A 19,365-nucleotide genomic window follows, 5' to 3' on the forward strand; every position below is an offset into this window, starting at 1 on the left:
CGGATCCGTTCAGCGGGCGAGAGACCCGGCAGACACCGGTGGCGGCGGGCGGCTCTCGCCACCACCGCGACCATCGCTTTGGCCGTGGGCATGACGGGGCCCGCCGCCGCCCGGGACGGCGGCGGGACAACTCCCGCCGCCGCGCCCGCGGTCAGCCCGCAGCCGCACACCGTGAGCCTCGACGGGTACTCGTTCCTCGTCGACGGCAGACGCACCTACCTCTGGTCCGGCGAGTTCCACTACTTCCGGCTGCCGAGCCCGGACCTGTGGCGCGACATCTTCCAGAAGATGAAGGCCGCCGGGTTCAACTCCACCTCGCTGTACTTCGACTGGGGCTACCACTCGCCGAAGCCGGGGGTGTACGACTTCACCGGGGTGCGAGACGTCGACAAACTGCTCGACATGGCCCAGGAGGCCGGCCTCTACGTCATCGCCCGCCCGGCGCCGTACATCAACGCCGAGGTCGACAGCGGCGGCCTGCCCGGCTGGCTGACCACCAAGGCCGGCGACAACCGCAGCGACGACCCCCGGTTCCTGAAGTACGCGGACGAGTGGCTGACCCAGATCGACCGGATCATCGCCCGCCACCAACTCACCAACGGCACCGGGTCGGTCATCGCCTACCAGGTCGAGAACGAGTACTACAACGGCTCCGCCGCCGGCCGCTCCTACATGCGGCACCTGGAGGACAAGGCCCGCGCCGACGGCATCACGGTCCCGCTGACCGGCAACAACAACGGCACCTTCAACTCCGGCACCGGCGCCCTGGACGTCGACGGTCCCGACTCCTACCCACAGGGCTTCGACTGCTCGAACCCCACGAAGTGGAACGGCGTCCCCGACATCAGCTACGACCACCCCGCCGGAAAACCCCTGTACTCACCGGAGTTCCAGGGCGGCGCCTTCGACCCCTGGGGCGGACCGGGCTACGACAAGTGCGCCCAGCTGATCAACGACCAGTTCGCCAACGTGTTCTACAAGCAGAACATCGCCGTCGGCGCCACCGCGCAGAGCTTCTACATGACCTACGGCGGCACCAACTGGGGCTGGCTCGGCATGCCCGAGAACTACACGTCGTACGACTACGGGGCCGCGATCCGCGAGACCCGGCAGCTCGACCCGAAGTACTACGAGGACAAGCTGATCGGGTACTTCACCCAGTCCGTCGCCCCGCTGACCAAGACCGAGACGATCAGGGCCACCCCGCCGGACGACTCCGCGATCGTCGACACCGCCCGGATGAACCCCGACACGAAGACGCAGTTCCACGTTCTGCGGCACGGGAACTCCACCTCGACGGCCGTCGACAGGACCCACATCTCCCTGGACTTCAACGCCCAGCCCGCCGCGGACACCACCTACACCTGGGACGACCCCGACTCCACGCTTCAGTACAGCGGTTCGTGGTCGCACGTGGCCGACACCAGCTACACCGGCGGCGACTACAAGCACACCGAGTCCTTCTCCAAGCAGGCCGGTGACTCGCTCACCGTCCCCTTCGACGGCACCGCGATCCGCTGGATCGGCTCGAAGACGAACAACCACGGCTACGCCGACGTCTACCTGGACGGCACCAGGCAGACGACGGTCGACGACTCCGGCTCCGAGAGCCAGGCGGTCCTCTTCCAGAAGACCGGCCTGGCCCCCGGCGCGCACACCCTGAAGATCGTCGTCACCGGCAGCCACAGCTCGGCGTCCACGGACAACTACGTGGCCGTCGACGCCATCGACGTGCCCACCGCCGACACCGCGAAACCGACCTACCCGGTCGTCCCGCAGCAGCCTGGCACCGCGATCACCCTCGACGGCCGCGACTCACACGTCATCGTGGCGAACTACCGGCTCGGCGACTCGCAGTTGCAGTACTCGACCTCGGAGATCATGACCAGCGAGACCATCGGCGACCGGGACGTGGCCGTGCTCTACGGCGACGCCGGCAGCGACGGCGAGACGGTCCTGCGCTACTCCTCCGAGCCCACCGTGACCACCAGCGACGGCACCGCCGCCACCACCTGGGACCCGGCCACCGGCGACCTCCGCCTGAACTACACGCACAAGGGCCTGACCCGGATCAGCGTCAGCGGAGGCGGCAAGCGCCCGCTGCTCCTGCTCGTCGCGGACAAGGCCACGGCGAAGACCTTCTGGCGCCAGGACACGTCGGCCGGACCCGTGCTCGTCCGCGGCACCCACCTGCTGCGCACCGCGACCAGCCTGGACGGCGGCCACACCCTGGCGCTCACCGGCGACAACGCCGACGACAAGGACGTCGAGGTGTTCACCGCCGCCGACCGGGTCACCTGGAACGGCCGGACCGTGCACACCCGGACCACCGGCACCGCGAGCCGCACCGGACAGATCCCGGTCGCCGCCGCGGTCCGCCTCCCGGCGCTGACGAACTGGAAGCACACCGAGGAGTCCCCCGAATCGGCCCCCGGTTTCGACGACTCCAGCTGGCAGGTGGCCGACAGGACGACCACCAACAGCGTCTCCGGCGCCGGCACACTGCCGGTGCTCTACGCCGACGACTACGGCTTCCACACCGGCAACACCTGGTACCGCGGCCGCTTCCGCGCCACCGGCAAGGAGACCGGCATCCACCTGGTCTCCGACTCCGGCGGCGACGCGCAGGCCTTCTCGGCCTGGCTCAACGGCACCTTCCTGGGCAGCTCCACCACGGGCAGCGCCGACCTCACCTTCCCGGCGGGCGCCCTGAAGTCCGAAGGTGACAACGTCCTCTCCGTGCTCACCGTGAACATGGGACACGAGGAGGACTACAACTCGACCAACGGCAACAAGACGGCCCGCGGCCTGACCAGCGCCTCCCTCGTCGGCGCCCCGCTGACCTCCGTCACCTGGCGCGTGCAGGGCGTACGCGGCGGCGAGGACCTCCAGGACACGGTACGCGGCCCGCTGTCGACGGGCGGCCTGTACGGCGAGCGGGCCGGCTGGTCCCTGCCGGGCTACCCGGACGCCAAGTGGAACAAGGTGACGCTGCCGAACACCGACACCCGTCCCGGAGTCTCCTGGTACCGCACCGACGCCGAGCTGGATCTGCCACACGGTCAGGACACCTCGGTCGGGCTGACGTTCACCGACGACGCGGCACGCAAGTACCGCGCCACGATCTTCGTCAACGGCTGGCAGCTCGGCAACTACGTCGACTACCTGGGCCCGCAGCACACCTTCCCGATCCCCAACGGGATCCTGAACCCGAACGGCCACAACAGCATCGCCATCGCCGTCTGGAACCTGGACGGCAGCACCGGCGGCCTCGGCGAGGTCTCGCTCACCGACTACGGCAGCTACGCGTCCTCCCTGCGCGTCGCGCAGAACGACAGCCCGCGCTACGACGCCCGTACGTACGCGATGCCGAAGCGCCCCGGCGCCGACGTCACCCTGGACGCGCCCGACACCGCGCAGCCGTCGCGGTCCTTCACGGCCCGCACGACGGTGCGGGTGCCCGAGAACGGAGCGTCCGCCACCCGTCTCACGGCCTCCCTCGCCGCCCCCGACGGCTGGCGCGTCGACGCCACGAGTCCCGCATCGGCCGACCGGGTACGACCCGGCGGCTCGGCCACCTTCACCTGGAACGTCCAGCCCCCGGCGGGCACCCTGCCGTCCGCCTCGGCACTCACCACCACGGTGGACTACGTGCAGCACGGACGACCGGCCACCGGGACCGACGAGCGCATCGTCGGCGGCATCCCACCGGCGCCGCCCGCCGGGAAGAGCGCGGTGAGCGACCTGCCGTTCCTGTCCGCCACCAACGGGTGGGGCCCGGTGGAGCGCGACAGCAGCGTCGGCGAACAGGCGGCCGGGGACGGCCGGCCCCTCAGCATCGCCGGGGTGAGCTATGCCAAGGGCCTCGGCACCAACTCGGTCAGCGACGTCCAGCTGTACCTCGCCGGGAAGTGCTCACGCCTGACCGCCGACGTGGGCGTGGACGACGAGACGAACGGCGCGGGCACGGTCACCTTCTCCGTCATCGCCGACGGCAGGACCCTGGTGACCACGCCGACGGTCCGGGGCAAACAGGCCGCGGTGCCCGTCGACGTCGACGTCAGCGGCGCCCAGGTGGTCGACCTCAAGGTCGGCGACGCCGGCGACGGCAACGGCAACGACCACGGCGACTGGGGCGTCCCGACCCTGACCTGCGGATGAAGCACAGAACGGATGAAGCACCGGTGTCCTGGTCGAAGCCCCGGGGCGAGTGCCCCGGGGCTTCGCCCTGTGGTCCCTCACCCGCCCGCTGTCCGCGGTACCGCATGACATGCGGGTGCTCAGCCGTCACGAACAGGTGACTCCTGCACCAAAGCGGCTCCAGTGCCCCAGGCGCCGACTACCGTCGTCGTTCCTACAGCAATCAGGGGGGACGATGACCAACCCGTACAACATGCCGCAACCCACCGGGCCCATACCCAGGTGGGCGCGGAAGAGAGTCGTACTGCCCGCTGTCGCCGTGGCGTTCGTCGTCGGCATCGCGGCGGGCGGCGGTGGCGACGACGGCAAGAAGGCGGTCGCCGACGACAAGCCGCTGCCCACCGCGACCGCCACGGTCACGGCGACGGCGACCGCCACGGAGACCGCCGCACCCGAACCGGCGCCGACCGTCACCGAGACGAAGACGGTCAAGGTCAGGGTGACCGTCACCGCCGACTCGGGTGGGGGAGGGTCCGTCGCCTCAGACGACGACGGCAGCGGTGGCAGTGGCGGCGGCAGCGCCTACTACGCCAACTGCACCGCCGCCCGCGCCGCCGGGGTCACTCCGCTCTACCGGGGCGATCCCGGATACGCCTCGCACCTCGACCGGGACGGCGACGGCGTCGCCTGCGAGTGACCTGAACCGACCGCGACAGGCCCGGCTCGACGTCCGGTCGAGACGGGCCAGTTACGGCAGTCGTTGACATGTCCCTGCCTTATGGCTAGCTTCCGAAGGGTTCCCCTCTTCGCGGTTCCTCACGGATCTCCACGGCTGGACAACGTTGTCACCAGTTGTAGACAACGTTGTCTGCCTCTCACTCCCGAGCAGGAGGAGAAATCCCTGTGATGACACGACTGTCGAGACCTCCCGGAACCATGGCGATCGGTCTCCTCGCTGCCGCCGCGCTGGCCGCCGCCGGGCTGTGCACGCCGGCCTGGGCGGCCGGGAAGGCGGCGCTCGTCACCGCGCCGGCGGCCCTGGTCAACCCGTTCGTCGGCACGTCGAACCAGGCCGACGACTTCCCGGGCGCCGACGTCCCGTTCGGCATGGTGCAGTGGAGCCCGGACACCCCGTCACGCCCCGACGGCGGGGGCTACGAGTACAACGACTCCTCGATCACCGGTTTCAGCCTGACCCACATCGCCGGCCCCGGTTGCGGCGCGGCCGGTGACATACCGGTGCTGCCCACGGTGGGGGCCGTGAACACCGGTGCGACGGACGGCTTCTCGCATGCCGGCGAGTCGGCGTCGGCCGGGTCGTACAAGGTCGTCCTCGACAACCAGGTGACCACGGAACTGACCACCACGACACGCAGTGGCATGGCGCGCTTCACCTTCCCCGCCACCAGCCAGGCCAACCTGCTCTTCAAGTTGACGGCCAGTCAGAACGGCGCCACGTCGACGCAGTTCACCAAGGTGTCGAGCACCGAGGTGAGCGGGCAGGTGACCAGCGGCCACTTCTGCGGTGCCGGGAACACGTACACCGTCTACTTCGACATGGTCTTCGACCGGCCGTTCGCCGCGCAGGGCGGCTCGGCCGCGAAGTCCGCCGCGGCAGGCGCCACCCCTGCCGCTGCCGCCTCCAACGGGTACGTCACCTTCGACACCACGAGCAACCCGGTCGTACAGGCCAAGGTCGGGATCTCCTACGTGTCGGTCGCGAACGCGGTCGCCAACCGGGCCGGGGAGAACACCGGTTGGGACTTCGACGCGACCCGCACCGCCGCGCAGAACGCCTGGAACAGCGCGCTCGGCAAGGTGCAGATCGCCGGCGGGACGGCCGCCCAGCAGGGGACCTTCTACACCGCGCTCTACCATTCCCTGCTGCACCCGAACGTGATCAGCGACAGCAACGGCCAGTACTACGGCTTCGACGGGAAGACACACACCGTGGACACCGGCCACAGCGCGGTGTACGCGAACTACTCCGGCTGGGACATCTACCGTTCGCAGGCACAGCTCGAAGCCCTGGTCGCTCCCCAGGTCGCCTCCGACACCGCACAGTCGATGGTCGACGACTACGCGCAGACCGGGATCTTCCCCAAGTGGTCGGAGAACAACGGCGAGTCGTACGTCATGGTCGGTGACCCGGCGGACGCCATACTCGCCGACTACTACGCCTTCGGCGCCCGGAACTTCGACGCCACCACCGCCCTGGCCGACATGGTCCGACAGGCGAGCACGGCCAACAACGACCGCCCCGGCCTCGCCTACCTCAACTCACCCGGATACATGCCGCACGACGGCAGTTACGGCTGCTGCAACTTCTACGGCCCGGTGGCGACCACCCTGGAGTACGACACGGCCGACTTCGCGCTCTCCGCGATGGCGGGAGCGCTCGGCGACACCGCCGACCAGAAGACGTACGCCAACCGCGCACAGGACTGGCGCAACGTCCTCAATCCGGCCTCCGGTTTCGTGGAACCCCGTAACGCGAGCGGCGCGTGGACCGGTGGCTTCGACCCCACCAGCGGTACCGACATGGTCGAGGCCGACTCGTGGATCTACACCGGGATGGTTCCCTTCGACATCGGCGGCCTGGCACGCGCCAAGGGCGGCAACACCGCGATGAACCACTACCTGGACACCGTGCTGCGCAGCTACACCGGCGCCAACGGCTACGCCTGGGTCGGCAACGAACCCAGCATCGAACTGCCGTGGGAGTACGACTACACCGGACAGCCCTACAGGACGCAGGGCACGGTCCGGGCGATCCAGGACCAGATCTGGTCGAACACCCCGGGCGGCCTGGCCGACGGCAACGACGACCTCGGCGCGATGAGTGCCTGGTACGTCTGGTCGGCGCTCGGCATGTTCCCCGAGACACCCGGCACCTCCGATCTCGCCCTGGGCTCACCGCTGTTCACCCAGGCCGTCATCACCCTTCCCTCGGGCAGGACACTGACGGTCAACGGCAACGGTGCCGCCGACAACGCCCCCTACGTGCAGTCCGCGGCGTGGAACGGCACGGCGTGGAACAACGCCTACGCTCCCACCACGGCGATCACGGCCGGCGGCACCCTGGACTTCGCGCTGGGCACCGCCGCCAACACGTCGTGGGCGACGTCGGCCGCCGCGGCCCCGCCCTCGTACGCGGGGGACACCACCGCGCCGGCCCCGCCGCGGATCGGTGCGCTCGCCTCGGCGGTGGGCTCCGCCCTGTGCGCGGACGTCGCCTCTTCGGGCACCTCCGACGGTACCCACGTGCAGATCTGGGGCTGCGACGACACGTACGCCCAGGACTGGATCGTCGCCGCTGACGGAACGGTCCGGTCCCTCGGCAAGTGCCTCGACGCCGACCACAGCGGGACCACCAACGGCACCCTGATCCAGCTGTGGACCTGCAACGGCACCGGCGCCCAGCAGTGGACCGCCGGAGCCAACGGGTCCCTGGTCAACCCCGAGTCGAAGCTGTGCCTGGACGACCCCAACTCCTCGACCACGAACGGCACCCAGCTCCAGCTGTACACCTGCAACGGAACGGCGGCGCAGAACTGGAAGCTGCCGGGCTGAGGCGTCGGGACGGCACGTTCCCGTGTGTCCGCACCCCAGGGCCGGGACACACGGGAACAGCACGTGACCGAACCGGAACACGGGACCTTCGTTTGTGTCCCAGAGTTCATCTCCCAAGTGCTGCGCAGGCGTTGTCTACGCGCGTATCTTGGCCCGCGTCGTACGCCCGGGCGGGCCCGGTGCGCTCCCGTACCCAGCCACGCCGTCCGCATGAAGGAGACCCCTCCGTGTCGCACCTCTCATCCGAGGCCGCCGAGCCGCGTCCGCAGCGCTCCAGACGCAAGCGCGCCCTGCCCTACGGCATCGCCGGTGCCGTCGTACTCGCCACGGCCGGTCTGAGCATCAACGCCATGGCCGCCTCGCACGAGGCCCTGATCGCCGAGGTCTACGGAGGCGGCGGCAACTCGGGCGCCACGTACACCAACGACTTCGTCGAGCTGGCCAACGCGGGCAGCGGCTCGGTGGACCTGAGCGGCTACAGCGTGCAGTACCTGCCGGGCACGCCGACCTCCTCCTCCAAGTGGCAGTCCACCCCGCTCACCGGCTCGCTGGCCGGCGGCGGCCGCTACCTGGTCCAGGAGGCCGCGGGAACCGGCGGCACCAAGGCGCTGCCGACGCCCGACGCCACCGGCTCCATCAACATGTCGGGCACCAACGGCGCCATCGCGCTGGTCACCGGCAGCGACCCGCTGACCTGCCTCACCGCCGCCGACTGCCAGGCCGACTCGCGGGTCAAGGACCTGGTCGGCTTCGGCACCGCCGTCGTGCACGAGGGCAACGGCGCGGCGGCCGGCGCGAGCAACACCGCGTCCGTGTCGCGCGCGGCCTCCCTCGCCGACACCGACGACAACGCAGCGGACTTCACCGCGGGCGACCCGTCCCCGCAGAACACCGGGGACACCGGCGGCGGCACCACCCCGACCGACCCGCCGAGTTCGCCGCCGCCCACCACCCCGCCGGCCACCCCGGCGAAGATCCACGACATCCAGGGCGACACCCGCCTCTCGCCGCTCAACGGCAAGACGGTCTCCGGTGTCACCGGCATCGTCACCGGCGTCCGCGCGTACGGCTCCTCGCAGGGTTTCTGGGTCCAGGACCCGAACCCCGACGCGGACCCGCGCACCAGCGAGGGCGTCTTCGTCTTCACCGGTTCGACCACGCCCACCGTCAAGGCCGGCGACAGCGTCTCCCTCGACGCCACGGCCCAGGAGTACTACCCGGGCGGCCAGGACACCGGCATACAGTCGGTCACCGAGCTGACCAAGGCCACGGTGACCGTCGTGTCCGGCGGCAACGCCGTACCGGCCCCGGTGGTCCTCGACGAGCGGTCGGTGCCCGAGCAGTTCGCCCCGCAGGCGGGCGGCGCGAGCATCGAGAACCTGCCGCTGCGTCCTGACGAGTACGCCCTCGACACCTACGAGTCGCTGGAGGGCATGAACGTCCGCATCGGCGGCAGCCGGGTGGTCGGCGCGACGGACCCGTACTCGGAGATGTGGGTCACGGTCCGGCCGGACCAGAACCCCACCAAGCGGGGCGGCACCCTGTACAAGGGCTACGACGAGCCCAACTCGGGCCGTCTCATGGTCCAGTCGCTGATCCCGGCCGCCCAGCAGGCGTTCCCCGTGGCGAACGTGGGCGACACGCTGACCGGTACCACCGAGGGCCCGCTGGACTACAACCAGTTCGCCGGCACCTACGCGATCGAGGCCCGGGCCATCGGCACCGTCCGCACCGGCGACCTCGAGCCCGAGGTGACGGCGAAGCAGAGCACCTCGCAGGTGAGCGTCGCCACGTACAACGTGGAGAACCTGGCGCCCGGGAACGCGCAGTCGAAGTTCGACGCGCTCGCCAAGGGCCTGGTGACGAACCTGCGTTCGCCCGACATCGTCGCCCTGGAGGAGATCCAGGACAACAGCGGCGCCACCGACGACGGCACGGTCGCCGCCGACAAGACGCTGGGCAAGCTGGTCGACGCGATCGTGGCGGCCGGCGGCCCGCGCTACGAGTGGCGGCAGATCGACCCCGTCAACGACAAGGACGGCGGCCAGCCGGGCGGCAACATTCGCCAGGCGTTCCTGTTCAACCCCGGCCGGGTGCAGTTCACCGACCGTCCGGGCGGCGACTCCGCCACGGCCGTCGGCGTGACCGGCACGGGCGCCGACACGCACCTGACCGCGTCACCGGGCCGCATCGCGCCGACGGACGACGCGTGGACCTCCTCCCGCAAGCCCTTGGTCGGTGAGTTCACCTTCCGCGGCAAGAGGCTCTTCGTCATCGCCAACCACTTCAACAGCAAGGGCGGCGACCAGGCGATCGACAGCCGCTTCCAGCCGCCGGCGCGCGGCTCCGAGGCGCAGCGCAACCGACAGGCCCTGGTGGAGCGGGAGTTCGTCGAGTCGCTGGAGAAGGCGGACCCGAAGGCCGGCCTGGTCGTCCTCGGCGACCTGAACGACTACCAGTTCTCGCCCGCGGTCACCTCACTCACGGCGAACGGCAGGATCCTCACCGACCTGGTGAACACCCTGCCGGTCAAGGAGCGGTACTCGTACGTCTACGAGGGCAACTCGCAGGTCCTGGACCACATCCTGGTCAGCCCGGCCCTGAAGCACGGTGCCGACTACGACGTGGTGCACATCAACAGCGAGTTCGCCGCGCAGACCAGCGACCACGACCCGCAGATCGTGCGCGTGAAGCCGTAACGACGCACCGGCCCGACCGTGCGGAACCCGGCCGTCCCACTGGGGGGCGGCCGAGTGGCGTACCCCCCCGGCGCCCGCACGGTGACGCCGGTGCGCCCTTGCCCCGGCCTGCCGGGCGATGTACGCCAGACGTGTGTCCGCCCCCCGCCCGTCAGGGCGCCGGCCGGGTAGGGCAGCATCTGCTCAGCCGTCGCCTGACCTTGAGGGGCTGTCATGCCGTCCACCCGCCGTGCCGTTTCGATCGTGATGCTGTCGTGCCTGCTGGTCGCAGGCTGCAAGGGCGCTTCGCTCGGGGGCGCTGCCCCGTCCCCGGGCGGGACCGGGTCCGCCGAAGCGTCGGGCGGTACGGACCGGACGATCGCGGTGGGGGCCGGCCCGCAGAAGAAGTACGCGGTACAGCAGCAGCCGGCCGCCGGTTCGTGCCACTACCGGTACGACAAGGGTGAGCCGTTGGAGGACCCGACGTGCACGCCGGGCGCGACATCCCCGGCGGTCACCCAGTCGAACCTGGCGTCGACGATCTGCCGCAAGGGCGGCTACACCTCGGGGGTACGCCCCTCTGCCTACGTGACGGGCAAGGAGAAGAAGCTGAACGCCGCGTCCTACGGATTCACGGGGAGCATGCGGGACGCCGAGTACGACCACCTGATCAGTCTGCAACTCGGCGGCGACCCCAACGACTACCGCAACCTGTGGGTGGAGCCGGCCGACCCGGGCCACAAGAAGGGCGCAGGGGTGAACAACCGCAAGGACCCGGTGGAGACGAAGCTGCACACCGCGGTCTGCTCCGGCAAGGTCACCCTCGCCGCCGCGCAGCGCGCGATAGTCACCGACTGGACCACCGCCCTCAGCCGCCTCGGCCTAGGCTGAGCGGAGGGGCACCGCGGCGCCCCGGCGGCCGGTCTCAGACCGGCTTGCGCCACACGGAGATGTGCTTCGGGGAGTCCTGGGTGAACGGCGTCCCGTCCCAGTCCGCGACGCGGCGCTCCAGCTCCAGCCCGGCGATCCGTGCCATCAGGTCGAGTTCCGCCGGCCAGGCGTACCGGTGCCGGGAGTTGCCTCGCCGGTATCGGCCGTCGTCTCCGTCGCGGGTGAAGTGGTGCGAGACCAGAACCTGCTCGACGAGGTCGAAGGTGTCGAAGCCGAGATGCCGTTCGGAGACGTCGAAGGGCACCGCCACCTGTCCGGGCGGCAGGAACCGCAGCGGTGGCACGCCCAGCTCGATGACGAACCGGCCGCCGGGCTCCAGATGACGTGCGGCGTTACGGAAGCACTCGACCTGCTCGTCCTGCGTGAGCAGGTTGGAGATGGTGTTGTAGACGAGATAGACCAGGCTGAACCCACCGGGCACCACGGTGGTGGCCATGTCCCCGATGACCACCGGGAGCGTGCTCTCGTCGGCCTTGCCCCGCAGCACCGCCGTCATGTGCTCGGACAGTTCGATGCCCACCACCGGCACGCCGCGCTCCCGGAGAGGGACGCCCACGCGGCCGGTCCCGATGGCGAACTCCAGTGCCCGGCCGTCACCGGCGAGTTCGGCGAGGAAGGCGACGGTCGGCCCGAGGACGGCGGCCGAGGACATCACGGTCTCCTCGGCGTCGTAGCGGTCGGCGGTCGCCCTGGTCCACAGTTCACTGGTCGTCACGGGCGGCCACTCTGCCGGGCGACGCCGGGTGCTGTCGACGGGTTTACGACCGCGCGGCCGGCCAGGCGCCCCGCGCGGCGAGGCCAAGGACGGGGCCCGCGACCCGTGACAACCACCGTGACAACAACCGTGGCCACCACGGCTCCGGGGCCGCGCGCCGTGAACGCCCCCGGCCCCTCCGCGGGACGCGGAGGGGCCGGACTGTCGTAGCGGGGGCGGGATTTGAACCACGCGACCTCTGGGTTATGAGCCCAGCGAGCTACCGAGCTGCTCCACCCCGCGTCGGTGACACCACCCTACGGCATTCGCGCGGCGACGGCGGATGTTTTCCGCCGAAGGGCCACGCCGGCCGCTGCTCGGCCCCCTCGGCGGCGTCCGCCCGGCGGTGGGCCGTGGTCAGGGCGGTGCGTTCGACGGGGGCCGTCGCGTGCCGGAGCGGAGGGCGACCGCGTGCCGGAGGGCGTGCCGGCAGGCCTGGACGGCCGGGTGCCGGCTGCGGCCGTGGCGTACCACGGTGAAGACGCGGCGGGCGCGCCGGCCGCGGGGGAGCTGGTGCAGGGTGACGCCCGGAGGCCGGTCGCTCCGGACGAGGCCGGGCAGAAAGGCCGCCGCGTGGTTCTCCTCGACGAGGCGCTGGTGGAGCAGGAGGTCGGTGGTCTCGAACCGTACGTCGGGTTCGAAGCCGACGTTGCGGCACAGCGTCATGCCCAGCGCCGGGCGGCCGTGCCCTCGGGTTCCATCAGCCAGGGGTGGCCGGCGAGCGACCGCAGCATCGCCGGTCCGCCCGGTCTGCCCTATTCGACCGGTCCCTCCGGCCCACCCGGTCCGCCCCGTCCGCCCAGCTCGCCCTGATCGGCCTCGGCCTGGCGGGCGGCGCCGCTTCCGGCTGGCCGGGGCGCCGTGCGGAACTCGCCTCGGCCGGGATGCGAGGCGGCGGGGTGTACGTGAGGCTGGTGCCGTGTCCGAGCACCGCGCCGTCGTCCGCCCGTCCCCCGCGGCGGGGTGACCGGAGGTGTGGGCGAACTGAACGCGCGCAAGAACCGGCAGGACGGCGCGGGGGGCGACGTGGAGACCGCCCTCGACGACCTGTACACCACGCCTCCGTCCGACTTCGTCGCCCGTCGGGAGACGCTGGCCGCCGCCGCGAAGGCGGACGGCCGGGCGGAGGACGCCCGCCGGATCCACGCCGCCCGCCGTCCCACCCTCGCGGCCTGGGCGGCGAACCTCCTGCTGCGCTCTCTGCCGGAGGAGAGCCGGCAGTTCCTGGAACTGGGGCAGGCGCTGCGCGAGGCCTACCGGACCCTGGACGCCGATGGTCTCAGGGATCTCTCCGCACAGCGCCGCCGGATCGTGTCCGCCCTGTCGCGGCAGGCCGTGCAACTCGCCCATGAGGCCGGGCACCGGCTCTCGGACCCGGTCCAGCAGGACCTCGAAGCGACCCTGCGCGCGGTGCTCGCCGACCATGACGCGGCCGACGAGTGGGCGGGCGGCCGGCTGGCCACCGCCCTCACCCCGCCGTCGGACTTCCGTCCCGGCACCACACCGCCCGCCGAGCGGCCGCCCGCCCGGAGCCGGCCGGCCCCCGCGACGGGGGCGCGGGCGGCGAAGGACGAACTCGCCGAACGGCGCCGAGCCCGTCAGGAACGGCTGGCCCGCGCACGGGAGGCCGCCGAGGCCGCCGAACGGCACCTGAACGAGGAGCGCGCACGGCAGGCGGAAGCCGATGCCGGGCTGCGGCGGGCGCGTGAGCGGACGGAGCAGGCCCGCGAGCGGATGTCCGCCGCCGAGGAGCACCTGCGCGGGACACGGGAGGAGTACCGGCGAGCCGAGAAGGACCAGCGGGAAGCGGAGAGACTCAGCCGGTCCGCCGCCGAGGTCCTCGCCCAGGCCGAGCGGGAGGCGCACGAGAGGGCGCAGCGCGTACGCCGTATGCAGACGGACACCGAATAGACCGGATCAGCGGAGGGCGGGGCCCGCCCGGGCCGGGCATCCACGTGCGTGCGAGCCCCCGTCGGGCGAGGTGGTCACAGGCGGACGATGATCAAGGCGATGTCGTCATGGCCGCCGCCGCTGACGCCCAGGCGGGACAGCAGGACGTCGGCCAGGTGGTCGGGGCCGAGCCGGGAGTTCTCGGTGAGGGTGGTGGTGAGGCGGTGCAGGCCGATGTCGATGTCCTCGCCGCGGCGTTCGATGAGCCCGTCGGTGTACAGGGCGAGGGTGTCGCCGGAGGAGTAGGGCACGGCGGCCTGGGGTCGCGGGACATGGTTCGGACGGGCTCCCAGGGGTGGGTCGGTGGCCTGGTCGAGCAGGACGAAGGTGCCGTCGGGGCGGGACAGGATCGGTGGCGGGTGACCGGCACTGCTGTAGGTGATGTGCCGGCCGTGGGGGTCGACGACGGCCTTCACGGCGGTGGTCGCGCACGCGCCCTCCACCGACCGGGCGTACAGGCCCAGCGCCTCCATGGCGCTGGCCGGCTCGTGCAGGGCGCGGACCGCGGCGGACAGCGCGCTGCGGAGCATGCCCATGGCGGCGGCGGCCTCCAGGCCGTGGCCGACGACGTCGCCCACCGCGACGGCGAAGCGGTCGCCAGGCAGGTCCACGACGTCGTACCAGTCGCCGCAGACGTTGAGCCCTTTGGCCGCGGGCAGGTAGCGCACCGCGATGTCCGGGTGCCGCTCCAGGTCCGGGGACTGCATCATCGCCTCTTGGAGGGTGACGGCGATCTTCCGCTCCCGGGCGTGCGCCTTGCGCAGCTGCTCGATCACGAGCTGGAGTTCCCGGGTGCGCGCGTAGAGTTCGGCCTCCATGGTCTCGCGTTCGCTCAGGGCCTGACCGGGCCGGGCACGGGCGCTGTGGGAGAGCACGAACTCGGTGACGTCCTCCACCCGGTGGATGATCCACGCGACCTGGTTGTCCGGCCCGAGCACCGGGGTGTTGATCGGGGACCACCAGCGTTCCTCGAACTCTCCGGGGCGGTCGGCCACCGGGATGTCGTACTTCTGCACCGCCATGGTGTCCGGCTGCTTCGCGCGCAGCACCCGGTGCAGGGAGGCGCTGAGGTTCTGCACCCCGTCGGCGTTCGGGTCCGCCGGGTTGTCGGGGAACGCGTCGAAGACGTACTGCCCGACGAGGTCGTCGCGGGTGCGGCCGGTCGCCCGGCAGTAGGCCGCGTTCACGTCGAGGATCACGAGATCGGGGCCGAGTACCAGGTAGGGGCTGGGAGTGGCGGCGAACAGCGTGTGGTAGTCGATCGCTGATGTGGTCACAGGCGCTCACCCGCTTCTCCGCAGCCCCCTCTCCGGTTCCACTATGCGCCCGCGGCGGGACGGCGGCGGGTCCGCGGTGGATGACACCCGCCGATATTGGGCATTGTATTGACGGCAGTTGAAAAAGAGCCCTACATTCGCAGCGCTCGTCCAGCTCGCGCACCCCCCCCGGTCCCCCCTCGACTCGCGGAGCCGCCGTCATGTCCCGACCCCGTCTCACGACCCTCGCCGTCGCCTGTGCCACCGCCCTCGCAACCGCTCTGATCGGGCCCGCGACCGGCGCTCGGGCCGCGGCCGGCGACCACTACTCCGGGACCCTGGCCGACGGCGCCACCTGGATCGCGGACACACCCGCGCAGTGGAACGGCAGCCTGCTGCTGTTCAGCCACGGCTTCGGACCGACCACCGCCGCAGACGCCCCGTCGGCAGCGGCACGCCAGGCCCTGCTGGACGCCGGCTACGCCCTCGTCGGCTCCTCCTACGACCCGAACGGCTCGATGTGGGCGCTCGACTCGGCCGAGCGGGACCAGTTCGCGGCGCTCACCGCCTTCCGCCGGCAGGTCGGCACGCCGACCCGGGTGATATCGGTGGGCCAGTCCATGGGCGGTCTCGTGAACGCCCGGATCGCCCGCGACGGCGCGGGCCGCGTCGACGGCTCACTGGGCCTGTGCGGCCTGGTCGCGGGCGGCGTGGACCTGGACAACTACCAGCTGGACGCCGAGTACACCCTGGCCACGTTCTTCGACCCGGCCGACGCCGGCGAGCTCGTGAACCTGGACAGCCAGGCCGACGGTGCGGGCCTGGCCGACCGGCTCACCAAGGCCGTGGAAACGGCACAGCAGACCCCCGCCGGACGCGCCCGGATCGCCCTGGCCGCCGCCTACCTCAACCTGACCGACTGGGCTCCGGGCCAACAGCCGCCCGCGTCCGACGACTTCGCGGGCCAGGAGCAGCAGCAGTACGCCTGGCTGGCCCAGGGCCTGCTCGGGTTCATCGTCCCGGCGCGCTGGTCGGTGGAGCAGTCCGCCGGCGGCAACACCTCCTGGAACGAGGGCGTCGACTACGCCGGTCTGCTGCACAAGTCCAGCCACGCCAAGCAGGTCGAGGCGCTCTACCGGGACGCCGGGCTCGACCTGCGCACGGACCTGAACCGGCTCACCCGCGGTGCGGACATCTCGGCCGACCCGGCCGCGGTGGCTCATCTGAAGCGGACCTCCACGGCCGGCCAGTCACTGGCCGTGCCGCTGCTCGACCTCCACACCACCGCCGACCAACTCGTGCCCGTCGAGCAGGAGTCGGCCTTCGCCGGGCGGGTGCGCCGGGCCGGCGACTCCGCGCTCCTTAGGCAGGCCTACGTGGCACGGCAGAGCCACTGCAACTTCACCACCGCGGAAGTGGTCGCCGGACTGCACGCCGTCGAACACCGGCTGGACACCGGGCACTGGGGCGACTCCGCCACCACCGCCGAACTCCAGCGCAGCGCGGAGCAACTGGACCTCGACGGCGCCGCCTTCACCGACTACCGGCCGAGCCGGCTTTCCGGCACCCGCTGATCCGGAACCGCGACCGGAAGCACGATCCGGAGCCGCAATCCGAAGCCGCGGTCCGGAGGCGCGGTCCGGTAGCGGATCCGGAAGCCCCTTCTCCCCGGCCCGCCCTCCGTCAGCCCATCTGGTCCTCGTGCGACAGGTGTTCCACGGTCCTGCCGGTCGCCGTGAACGTCCGCGTCACGTGTCCGGACGAGTACACCCACAGGATGCGCAGCGGCCGGTCCCCGACGTTGCGGAACAGGTGGGGGACGGGGGAGGGGATGTAGGTGGTGTCGTACCGTTCCAGCCTCGTCACCTCGCCGTCCACCACCACCTCCGCCTCGCCGTCGAGGACAGTGACGTGCTCGTCGCAGTTGTGCGAGTGCAGGGGCGCGCCGGAGCCGACCGGATACACGCTCATGCCGCTCGTGATCCGGTTCTCCCCGCCCGCCGACGGTGTCGTGACGAGCGGTGTCGTCACGACGGAGCCGCCCCGGTCGAGCAGGGGCACGGACGCGGCCTTGATGATCGTGGTCATCCGGGGGGTTCCTTTCGGATCGCGCGGCATTCCGGTGCCGCGTCGCACGACGTTAGGCCGCCTGGCGGCCCCTGACTGCCCCCTGGCGTGCAGCTTTACCTTGCGCTCCGGGAGGGATGGGCCCGGCGGACCCGGCGGTACGGTCCCTGGCAGCGCACGGCTTCCGGAGCCGTGCCGACAGGGAAGAGGCAGGTGCCCGCGAGATGAGGCTCCCCGTACTGACCGATGAGGAAATGGACGCCAGGCAGCGGGAGTTGGCCGCGCGCATCGCCGGCCGCCGCGGTGCCGTGCGCGGTCCGTTCCGGGTCTGGCTGCACAGCCCGGACATGTGCGAGCGGGCCGAGGCCCTCGGCGCCTTCGCCCGCTTCGACTGCAGTCTGCCGAAGCACCTGCGCGAACTGAGTCTGCTCATGGCCGCCCGCAACTGGGACGCGCAGTACTCCTGGAACGCGCATGTGCGGCAGGCGATCGAGGCCGGGGTCCCGGAAGCGGCCGTGCAGGCGATCGCCGAGAAGCGCGAGGCGGTGTTCGACGACGAACGGGACCAGGCCTTCTACCGGTTCTGCCGGGAGATCCTGGAGGACCACTTCGTCTCCGACGAGACCTTCGCCGACGCGCTCGGCCACTTCGGGGCCAAGGGCCTGGTCGACACCATCGGAGCGCTGGGGAACTTCACCATGCTCGGCATGTGCCTGAACACGTTCCAGGTGGACCTGCAGGCGGACAAGGTGCCGCCGTTCCCCGACATCCGCGGATACGGGCGGGTGATCCCCGTCTCCGACCCGCGGCCGTGACGCCTCCGACCTGGTCAGGATCACGGCCGGGGGTGAGCGTCAAGATATTGACAATATTGCCAACATTCCTTTGGATCACATGGATGCCGCACATCCGCCGTGTCGCCGAAACGTCCCGCGAGCCGCCGTCGGGACGGTGGCGCCGCCGGGGAGGAAAACATGGATCGCCTGCTCCTCATGCACAGCTTCGTCACCGTCGCGCAGACGGGCAGCTTCAACGGGGCCGCCAAGAAACTGGGCTCCTCGGGTTCGCTGGTGTCGCGGCACGTCGCCGAACTGGAGCGCCAGGTGGGCGTGCGTCTGGTCCACCGGACCGCCCGCTCGGTGAGCCTGACCGAACCCGGACAGCGGTACGCGGAGTTCGCCGCGCGGATCCTCGACGAGATCGAGGCCGAGGACGCCGGCATAGCGCAGCTGCACGACCGGGCCGAGGGCACGCTCAGCATCATCTGCCCCAAATGGATAGGAAGCCTGGACCTCGGCGACGCGATCGCCGCCTTTTCCGCCGCGCACCCGAAAATCCAGGTGCGTTTCGAACTCGGCGGTATGTCCGACCGCACCTACGACTTCCTGGACAGTGGATTCGACATCGCGTTCCACACCCGTGATCTGCGTGATTCGAGTGTCCGCCTGAAGAAGGTGTCCTCACTGCCGTTCGTGCTGTGCGCGTCGAAGGCGTACGTCGACCGGCACGGCCCCCTCGCGCACCCCAACGACCTCGCCGACCACGACTGCCTCGTGCACGTGAACGACCCGGTCTGGCGGATCGGCAGCGGGCACACCTCCACCCTGCACAAGATCCGCAGCATCGCCTTCTCCTCGAACTCGTACATCGCCCTGCAGAAGGCGGCCGTGCACGGCCGCGGCCTCGCGCTGCTGCCGCAGCGCCCGGCCTACGACGACCTCGTCTCCGGCGCGCTCCAGGTGCTGCTGCCCGAACTGACGGTGCCCGACCGCCCGCTGTACGCGATCTACGGTCCCGGGCAGAAGACCCCGCGCAAGATCAGTGTCTTCCTGGACTTCCTCACCGAATGGTTCTCGCGCAACCCCATTCCCGCGATCGGGCATTGACGGGTCACCCCGCGATCGACCGGTAAGCGCAAGAAACGATTGCGTATTCCGTCGGAGCCCCTCCATTGAGGCCGCGGCCTGCGGATATCTACGCTCACAGGCGACCCGCG

The 19,365-nt window shown here is 71.0% G+C and carries 12 protein-coding genes, 1 tRNA gene and 1 pseudogene; 9 read left to right on the plus strand and 5 right to left on the minus strand.

Annotated features, from left to right (window positions below):
- Positions 1 to 90: 90 nt before the first annotated feature.
- The 5 genes from MB828_RS32705 to MB828_RS32725 all read left to right on the plus strand — a co-directional run bounded on the left by MB828_RS32705 (position 91) and on the right by MB828_RS32725 (position 11,282).
- Complete coding sequence (locus MB828_RS32705) at positions 91 to 4,161, plus strand: beta-galactosidase (RefSeq protein WP_301651389.1); 4,071 nt, start codon at positions 91 to 93, stop codon at positions 4,159 to 4,161.
- Between the two features lie 214 nt (positions 4,162 to 4,375).
- On the plus strand, positions 4,376 to 4,837 hold the full coding sequence (locus tag MB828_RS32710; protein WP_301651336.1) for an excalibur calcium-binding domain-containing protein: 462 nt from the start codon (positions 4,376 to 4,378) through the stop codon (positions 4,835 to 4,837).
- A 239-nt stretch (positions 4,838 to 5,076) separates the two neighbouring features.
- Complete coding sequence (locus tag MB828_RS32715) at positions 5,077 to 7,713, plus strand: lectin (RefSeq protein WP_430381463.1); 2,637 nt, start codon at positions 5,077 to 5,079, stop codon at positions 7,711 to 7,713.
- A 290-nt stretch (positions 7,714 to 8,003) separates the two neighbouring features.
- On the plus strand, positions 8,004 to 10,412 hold the full coding sequence (locus MB828_RS32720) for an endonuclease/exonuclease/phosphatase family protein (RefSeq protein WP_430381464.1): 2,409 nt from the start codon (positions 8,004 to 8,006) through the stop codon (positions 10,410 to 10,412).
- 213 nt (positions 10,413 to 10,625) lie between these two features.
- Positions 10,626 to 11,282: a hypothetical protein gene (locus MB828_RS32725; RefSeq protein ID WP_301651338.1), complete on the plus strand. Its 657-nt coding sequence runs from the start codon at positions 10,626 to 10,628 to the stop codon at positions 11,280 to 11,282.
- 34 nt (positions 11,283 to 11,316) lie between these two features.
- Here MB828_RS32725 and MB828_RS32730 read toward each other — a convergent pair whose 3' ends face one another.
- The 3 genes and pseudogenes from MB828_RS32730 to MB828_RS32740 form a co-directional block, all read right to left on the minus strand.
- Complete coding sequence (locus MB828_RS32730) at positions 11,317 to 12,057, minus strand: class I SAM-dependent DNA methyltransferase (RefSeq protein WP_301651339.1); 741 nt, start codon at positions 12,055 to 12,057, stop codon at positions 11,317 to 11,319.
- A 207-nt stretch (positions 12,058 to 12,264) separates the two neighbouring features.
- A tRNA-Met gene (locus tag MB828_RS32735) sits at positions 12,265 to 12,339 on the minus strand.
- A gap of 114 nt (positions 12,340 to 12,453) precedes the next feature.
- A pseudogene (locus tag MB828_RS32740) lies at positions 12,454 to 12,836 on the minus strand (LysR substrate-binding domain-containing protein); the annotation flags it as partial.
- Positions 12,837 to 13,071: 235 nt separating this feature from the next.
- Between MB828_RS32740 and MB828_RS32745 the strand changes: the two are divergent.
- Positions 13,072 to 14,007, plus strand: coding sequence for a hypothetical protein (locus MB828_RS32745; RefSeq protein WP_430381459.1), 936 nt, complete (start codon positions 13,072 to 13,074; stop codon positions 14,005 to 14,007).
- Positions 14,008 to 14,081: 74 nt separating this feature from the next.
- On the opposite strand, the gene MB828_RS32750 is transcribed toward MB828_RS32745, so the two are convergent.
- On the minus strand, positions 14,082 to 15,323 hold the full coding sequence (locus MB828_RS32750; protein WP_301651341.1) for a SpoIIE family protein phosphatase: 1,242 nt from the start codon (positions 15,321 to 15,323) through the stop codon (positions 14,082 to 14,084).
- Positions 15,324 to 15,523: 200 nt separating this feature from the next.
- Here MB828_RS32750 and MB828_RS32755 point away from each other — a divergent pair, with 200 nt between their 5' ends.
- Complete coding sequence (locus tag MB828_RS32755; protein WP_301651342.1) at positions 15,524 to 16,876, plus strand: alpha/beta hydrolase; 1,353 nt, start codon at positions 15,524 to 15,526, stop codon at positions 16,874 to 16,876.
- Positions 16,877 to 16,985: 109 nt separating this feature from the next.
- On the opposite strand, the gene MB828_RS32760 is transcribed toward MB828_RS32755, so the two are convergent.
- Positions 16,986 to 17,390 carry a cupin domain-containing protein gene (locus tag MB828_RS32760; RefSeq protein WP_133024159.1) on the minus strand — a complete coding sequence of 135 codons (405 nt, stop codon included), beginning with the start codon at positions 17,388 to 17,390 and terminating at the stop codon, positions 16,986 to 16,988.
- Between the two features lie 233 nt (positions 17,391 to 17,623).
- Between MB828_RS32760 and MB828_RS32765 the strand changes: the two genes are divergently transcribed.
- Both MB828_RS32765 and MB828_RS32770 read left to right on the plus strand, forming a co-directional pair.
- Positions 17,624 to 18,184, plus strand: coding sequence for a carboxymuconolactone decarboxylase family protein (locus MB828_RS32765; protein WP_301651392.1), 561 nt, complete (start codon positions 17,624 to 17,626; stop codon positions 18,182 to 18,184).
- Between the two features lie 159 nt (positions 18,185 to 18,343).
- Entirely contained in the window at positions 18,344 to 19,255 is a 912-nt protein-coding gene (locus MB828_RS32770) for a LysR family transcriptional regulator (protein WP_301651343.1), read from the plus strand.
- The last annotated feature ends 110 nt before the right edge of the window (positions 19,256 to 19,365 follow it).

Source organism: Streptomyces arenae (genome assembly GCF_022343545.1).
GTDB lineage: Bacteria > Actinomycetota > Actinomycetes > Streptomycetales > Streptomycetaceae > Streptomyces > Streptomyces humi.